Annotated in this window: 7 protein-coding genes; 3 read left to right on the top strand and 4 right to left on the bottom strand. The window is 39.4% G+C overall.

The window, feature by feature from the left end; translation table 11 throughout:
- The coding region (locus FTU55_RS14435) for a nucleotidyltransferase domain-containing protein (RefSeq protein ID WP_180047436.1) at positions 1-385 on the bottom strand (385 nt) is incomplete at its 3' end.
- Positions 386-388: 3 nt separating this feature from the next.
- Entirely contained in the window at positions 389-664 is a 276-nt protein-coding gene (locus FTU55_RS14430; RefSeq protein ID WP_004919011.1) for a hypothetical protein, read from the bottom strand.
- A 209-nt stretch (positions 665-873) separates the two neighbouring features.
- On the opposite strand from FTU55_RS14430, the gene mobQ reads away from it, so the two are divergent.
- The 3 genes from mobQ (at position 874) to FTU55_RS14415 (ending at position 4,081) form a co-directional block, all read left to right on the top strand.
- Complete coding sequence (gene mobQ / locus FTU55_RS14425; RefSeq protein ID WP_065996350.1) at positions 874-2,292, top strand: MobQ family relaxase; 1,419 nt, start codon at positions 874-876, stop codon at positions 2,290-2,292.
- Between the two features lie 601 nt (positions 2,293-2,893).
- Positions 2,894-3,832, top strand: coding sequence for a replication initiation protein RepM (repM, locus tag FTU55_RS14420; protein ID WP_065996348.1), 939 nt, complete (start codon positions 2,894-2,896; stop codon positions 3,830-3,832).
- Between the two features lie 15 nt (positions 3,833-3,847).
- Positions 3,848-4,081, top strand: coding sequence for a hypothetical protein (locus tag FTU55_RS14415; protein ID WP_065996352.1), 234 nt, complete (start codon positions 3,848-3,850; stop codon positions 4,079-4,081).
- Between the two features lie 21 nt (positions 4,082-4,102).
- On the opposite strand, the gene trbL is transcribed toward FTU55_RS14415, so the two are convergent.
- Positions 4,103-5,008 (bottom strand): P-type conjugative transfer protein TrbL, encoded by a 906-nt coding sequence (trbL, locus tag FTU55_RS14410; protein WP_204832353.1) that lies wholly within the window; start codon positions 5,006-5,008, stop codon positions 4,103-4,105.
- A gap of 21 nt (positions 5,009-5,029) precedes the next feature.
- A partial coding sequence (locus FTU55_RS14405; RefSeq protein ID WP_180047434.1) for an aminoglycoside adenylyltransferase domain-containing protein occupies positions 5,030-5,560 on the bottom strand: 531 nt, incomplete at its 5' end.

The raw sequence follows: 5,560 nt of genomic DNA, 5'->3' as shown, positions 1-5,560 counted from the left end.
TTCTAAGCAATATACTAATATCTGGGTCTTTCTGTGAGCTCAATATTCCACCTTCTTTAAGCTCTTCACGCAGCCATTCACCAAATTGCATTTCATAACTTAAAGGATAAATTCCAGACTGAATCTCATCTTTTAATAAAATAGTAACTTCTAATGGCCTTTGTAATTCCCCAACAGGCTGTGAAATTTTTAGTAATTCTTGTGCAAGCTGCTCACGTAAAGCAGAAGTTAATGGTTGAGTGACCACGACCAGTACATCAAGATCACTTTCTGGCCCTAAACCACCGTCAACAGCTGAACCATAAAGATAAATTGCAAATAATGATTCCGCTAAAAGCTGCTGTAATTTTTCTTGTAGATATTCTAACTGAATTAAATCAGGCATCACTCACTCCTTTAATGGAAGATTAAATAATTCTCTATCTCGATTTTCGGTTAAGTATTTATCGAGTTGAGCCATTAACTTTTCATGAGCAACAGTGTCATTTTCGACGATTTTTAACATACAAGAGCCGATTAAAATCTTACGTCTTGTATCATTCTTTCGTTCTAACTCTTTTTGCTTAGAACGTTCACGAGCTACAGCAGCTTGTTTTTGAGCTTTTAACTGTTTTAACCGCTCTTGTTGCTTAGAAATTTGTTGTTCCAATGACTCAATTTTCATCTTTAACATACCTTTCAAATAGAGGAAATCCCCCTAAATCATAAGCGCACTTGAACATTGCTTTCAAGTTGCTATATGATTGTTGTGGGTTTTCCCGAAGGGCGCACTTTCCCAAACTAAAGTTTGAAGTGCGTAAGGGGACACCCCTTAACCCCGAAAAAAAATTTTCAATTTTTTTTTAAAAATACTTGTCAATGGGACTTTACATCGTGGCTATTTTTCACTTTTCAGTAAAAAATATTAGTCGATCAGATGGTCGAAGTGCTGTTGCGTGTGCTGCATATAGATCAGGGGAAAAATTGAAAGATGAACGCTATGGAAAAGAGCAGGATTACACGAAGAAAACAGGCATAGAATTTAAAAATATCTATGCGCCTGAAAACACCAAAAAAGAATTATTAGATCGGGAAACGCTTTGGAATACGGTCGAAACCATTGAAACTAGAAAAAACTCTCAATTATCAAGAGAATTTGAAGTTGCATTTCCTTGTGAATTAAACCAAGAACAACGAGAGAAGATGCTCAATGAGCTATGCGGAAAAATTGTAGAACGTCATAAGGTCGTTGTTGATGCAGTCATTCATGCCCCACATACCGCAGGCGGAAGTGATGACCGCAACTATCACGCCCACATCATGCTCACTACACGCAGCATTAACCAACAAGGCGACCTTGATAAAAAAACGAGAGAATTTAACGACAACGGCAAACAAGAAGTCGAACACTGGAGACAACAGTTTGCGGAACTCTGCAATCAATTTCTTGAACAGGTTGGCAGCCATGAGCGTGTCGATCACCGCAGCTACAAAGAGCAAGGTTTAGATTTAGAAGCCACACAGCATGAGGGTTCTACAATTACCCAACTTCGCAGACAGGGCAAGGACACTGAAATCAGTTTAAGTAACGATGCGATTAAGGCTAGAAATACAGAACGCCAATTAATTAAAGGACTTGAGCAAGAAATTTTAGCCACAGAACGCCTTGTTCATGACTTGGAACAGACCAGGGAAAATTTAGACCAGGAACAACGCCAAAAAGAAAAAGACCAGGAACAACGTTCCCCTGAAGAATTAACCAAAATTGCATATAGCGTTATTTCGCAATATAACGACGCTATAGCCACAGAAGCGAAAAACATAGCGTCATCTATCCAAAAAACAGAAATCGAGCAAATAAACGCTGTTTTGGAGCAAATAGAGCTATCTAAAAGCGATATTAAACACCAAAAAGAAGAACTAGGAAAAAGACCCCTGTTTTTTGGCGGAAAATGGGATACAGCAAATGCTGAAATTCAGAAGCAGTTGAACCAGCTGGAAGAACAAGAACGAGAATTGAGGAATAACTCCCCTCGATTTGAGCCTGAACGCTATACAGATCGGGCAAAACTGACTGTAAACAAGGCTAATCCAAACCTAAAAGCTAAATATGACCGAGCAAGAAATTATCTTGAGCGAGAACAACAACGGAAGTTAGCCGAACAGGAAAAACGAAAACAAGAAGCCAAAGCCATACAAGAACAAGAAAAACAGGCATTTTTTGCACGTAAAGCCTTGCGTGAACAAGGTAAGCATGAAGAAGCCAACAAGATGCTTGAAGCCGAAAAGCGGAATAGACCACGTTCAAGATAGGTATATCTATGGTGCAAAATATATGATTTTGCACCATAGATATACCTATTCTTTTTGGTGTTTATTAAAATTATCTAAACAATACATGGTTTTACAGAGCGAGTGTCTACGAGCGAACTAGCAATATTCGACCCTCGACCCTCTGAAAAACCGCTTTTAAATGACTTGAACCCTAGAAAATCTATATTTTCATGTTGAAATCTGCACCTAGACCGAGCGAAGCGAGCATAAAGCCTTATGAGCGAAGCGAATTCATAGTTGCTTTTGCTTTTAGATTTCACAAACAGGATTAACCGAAAAATTGCCCCTCGAAGCGAGCTTGCGAGCTTCAATAAAGTACGAGCTTTAGCGAGTACATAGGGCAATTTTGACCCCTCCCCTCTTTTTTAATTTTTTTATTTTTTTTAATTTTTAGGGTGACTGAAATCCTTATATAGCAATGGTTTCAGACTTTATATAGCAACGTTTATCTTGCAATATAGCAACGTTTATCTTGCAATATAGCAACGTTTATCTTGCAATATAGCAACGTTTATCTTGCATATTACAACATTGTTATATAATGTTGCTATAACAACAAAATTCGAATAAGTTGCTATGTATGAAAAAAGACCTAGTCGTTAAGGATAATGCGCTGATCAATGCCAGTTATAATTTAGACCTTGCAGAACAACGCCTAATCCTTTTAGCAATACTGGAGGCGAGGGAGTCTAATATCCCTAGTGACCGTGATTTAACTATCCATGCAGAAAGCTACATTAACCATTTCAATGTCCATAGAAACACCGCCTACAAAGTCTTAAAGGATGCTTGCAAAAACTTGTTTGAGCGTCGCTTTAGTTACCAAAAATTAACGGCTAAAGGCAATCTTGAGAATGTTATGAGCCGATGGGTACAGCGTGTGTCCTATGTTGAAAATGAAGCCCTTGTCCGTATCAGGTTTTCAGATGATGTTGTGCCACTGATCACCAACCTAGAGAAGCATTTCACCAGTTATGAACTGGAGCAGGTAAGTAGCCTAACGAGTGCCTATGCCATACGTTTATATGAACTACTAATTGCATGGCGTAGCACTGGGAAAGTATCAATGCTTGAAACTAAGGAATTGAGGTCAAGACTTGGTGTATTGGACACAGAGCATCAACGGATGGAATCGTTTAAAAGACGAGTATTAGAGCCTGCTATTCAACAAATTAACGACCATACCGACATTAAGGCAGAATACGAGCAACATAAGCGAGGACGTTCAATCATTGGGTTTTCATTCAGCTTTAAACAGAAATCCAAGCCTAAAACAATCAACCATGAACGAGATCCAAGCACGGTTGATATGTTCTGCAACTTGTCAGACAGTCAGATAAATACTTATAGCTCAGTATTGTCTAAAGTCCACAGTATCAGCGACCTAGCAGGGAATAAGGACTATCAAGCATTTGCAATATGGATTGCCAATATTTTACGTGACCCGTCCAGTGTGCGAGAAGAAACGGCAAAACGCATATTCAAGGCATTGCGAACAGAAACAGATTTTAAAGGTTAAATGGGAGTATTACTAATGACTGATTTATCAAAACTAAGTGAAACCGAGCTATTAGCTATCTGGAATAAAGATAATTTTGGACTGAAAGGTCAACTATACAAACTAGAACAAGAGTACATCGAAGCCAAAGAAATATTGGATAACTGGCAGAATAAAGACCACCCACTTTATGAACGTCATCAAAGTTGTGTGGATGGTCTTATTACAAGGATTGAGCGTATAAAACAACAACTAAACAAATGCGAATAATCAGAAAAAATCTGTCTCGCCCTATGAGATAGTGTTTTCATCCTGATTGCTTTTAGATCGTTTTGACCGTAGCTCGTTTGCTTTATTCATCATCGAGCCAGCCATACGTCCACCAGTCGTAGAACCACTTAAACGACTACCAAGGTCACTTTTTAAAGCAGAACTCATATTCATGGCCATATTACCAGCCATAAAACCAGCTTTACCCATTGCACTCGATGGGCCTGTGCCAGTTGCTTGAGCCGTTTTAAGCTGTTCACTTGCCAACGCTCCAGCGCCTTTTGTAGCCATAGACGCACCAGCTGCACCAGCAGCAGCGCCAGCTGTCGCAGCAGCCACAGCACGTAGGGCAGAAGTTAAAGCAGCACCACTTCCAATAGATGAACCGTTAATCACACCTTGGAGCATATCAGGCACAATTTTGGTTAATGCCAGCAGTACCACACTACAGCCAATCATACCGACCAAACTTACATTGTCTTCAACATTAAAGCCCGTAGCCCACTCTTGGATAAAAGTAAGTCCAAGACCTGCAATCAATTGTAAGATAAATATTTTTGCACCGACTGAAACAGCATATTGAATAGTTTTCAAGGCATAGTCTTTCGTCCATTGCGAACCTGCAAACCCCATCATTAAGACACTAGCTGACACCACGATATACATTTCAACCAACGCCAAAACCAAGAACGCACAAATCAAGGCAAATGCAATCATGATAATGATTGAAGCAATCAGCATCCCCAATGAATCAATAGGCGACCAAGCACTTACCGAGTTTAAAATCTCTTGGACGATCTTCCAGCCGTTCACAAAAAAATCTGAGGGTGTAAGCAGACTGTAGCCACTGGCGGTAGATGCAGCCTGCCTGAAGCTATTTACAATCGCTTCAGCGAACGTTGCTGAGTTCATCAAAAGCCATGACATAAAGCCAGAATCAAAAAATTATTATGTGATCAGATTTCTTTTCTGCTCAAACTGCTCTTCAATTTTTGAACTCAAAAAATTGACAATAGGCTGCAAAGCATAATGCTCCTCTTGCCAATTTTGTTTGCCGATTTCCCCTCTATATTCCTGTATAAGTCGCTGCAATACGAATTTCTGCTCATCAGAAAGCTGAGACATAACCCATCGTGCAGCATTGTCTTTTGAAGCAATATCCTTCATCACTAAACTAAAATAGATCCGGCATAAAGCTAAAATCTGGTTTCTTTCATCTGCATCCTCATCCCAATGCGCTACAATTTCGGGATAAGTGTCAGACATTGCTTGCCATAGTTCTTGATCAGAAATTTCAGGTGCCCATTGGTTTAAAGCTGGCCCAAATAAAACTGTATGATGAGATCTCGCTTTTCTAAGCAATATACTAATATCTGGGTCTTTCTGTGAGCTCAATATTCCACCTTCTTTAAGCTCTTCACGCAGCCATTCACCAAATTGCATTTCATAACTTAAAGGATAAATTCCAGACTGAATCTC

The sequence above is a fragment of the Acinetobacter sp. YH12117 genome (genome assembly GCF_013418865.1).
GTDB lineage: Bacteria > Pseudomonadota > Gammaproteobacteria > Pseudomonadales > Moraxellaceae > Acinetobacter > Acinetobacter indicus.
Note: the sequence above shows the minus strand (reverse complement) of the source record. Positions and strands in the feature narration are given on the sequence as shown.

Bases quoted from the DNA above. Each gene is read 5' to 3' on its own strand.
- FTU55_RS14430 (WP_004919011.1), bottom strand. From the start codon at position 664: ATGAAAATTGAGTCATTGGAACAACAAATTTCTAAGCAACAAGAGCGG.
- repM (WP_065996348.1), top strand. From the start codon at position 2,894: ATGAAAAAAGACCTAGTCGTTAAGGATAATGCGCTGATCAATGCCAGT.
- FTU55_RS14415 (WP_065996352.1), top strand. From the start codon at position 3,848: ATGACTGATTTATCAAAACTAAGTGAAACCGAGCTATTAGCTATCTGG.
- trbL (WP_204832353.1), bottom strand. From the start codon at position 5,008: ATGTCATGGCTTTTGATGAACTCAGCAACGTTCGCTGAAGCGATTGTA.